Here is a 267-nt window from a genome sequence, read left to right as displayed (position 1 = left end):
CTACTGGGACGAATTCGCGTACCACGTCGAGCACAAGCACTGCATGGTCGGCGGCCACACACACGCGGCGGCAGCCTGAAGCGAAGTACCGGTTGCGGAATTTGAGCGCACGGTCGGGCGAACGCGCGAACGGGCGGAAATAGGTTAAGGACCATTCACCATCATGGTTGAACTTGAAATAGACGGCAAGAAGGTCGAGGTGCCCGAAGGCAGCATGGTGATCCAGGCTGCGCACAAGGCGGATACGTACATTCCTCACTTCTGCTA

General features: G+C 58.1%; 1 protein-coding gene. It reads left to right on the top strand.

Annotation, left to right across the window (positions count from 1 at the left end; all coding sequences use genetic code 11):
- Positions 1-163: 163 nt before the first annotated feature.
- A partial coding sequence (locus R0J88_RS20680; protein WP_410900980.1) for a 2Fe-2S iron-sulfur cluster-binding protein occupies positions 164-267 on the top strand: 104 nt, incomplete at its 3' end.

The organism is Pseudoalteromonas sp. SIMBA_162 (assembly GCF_046535955.1).
GTDB classification, from domain to species: domain Bacteria; phylum Pseudomonadota; class Gammaproteobacteria; order Enterobacterales; family Alteromonadaceae; genus Pseudoalteromonas; species Pseudoalteromonas marina.
Note: the sequence above shows the minus strand (reverse complement) of the source record. Positions and strands in the feature narration are given on the sequence as shown.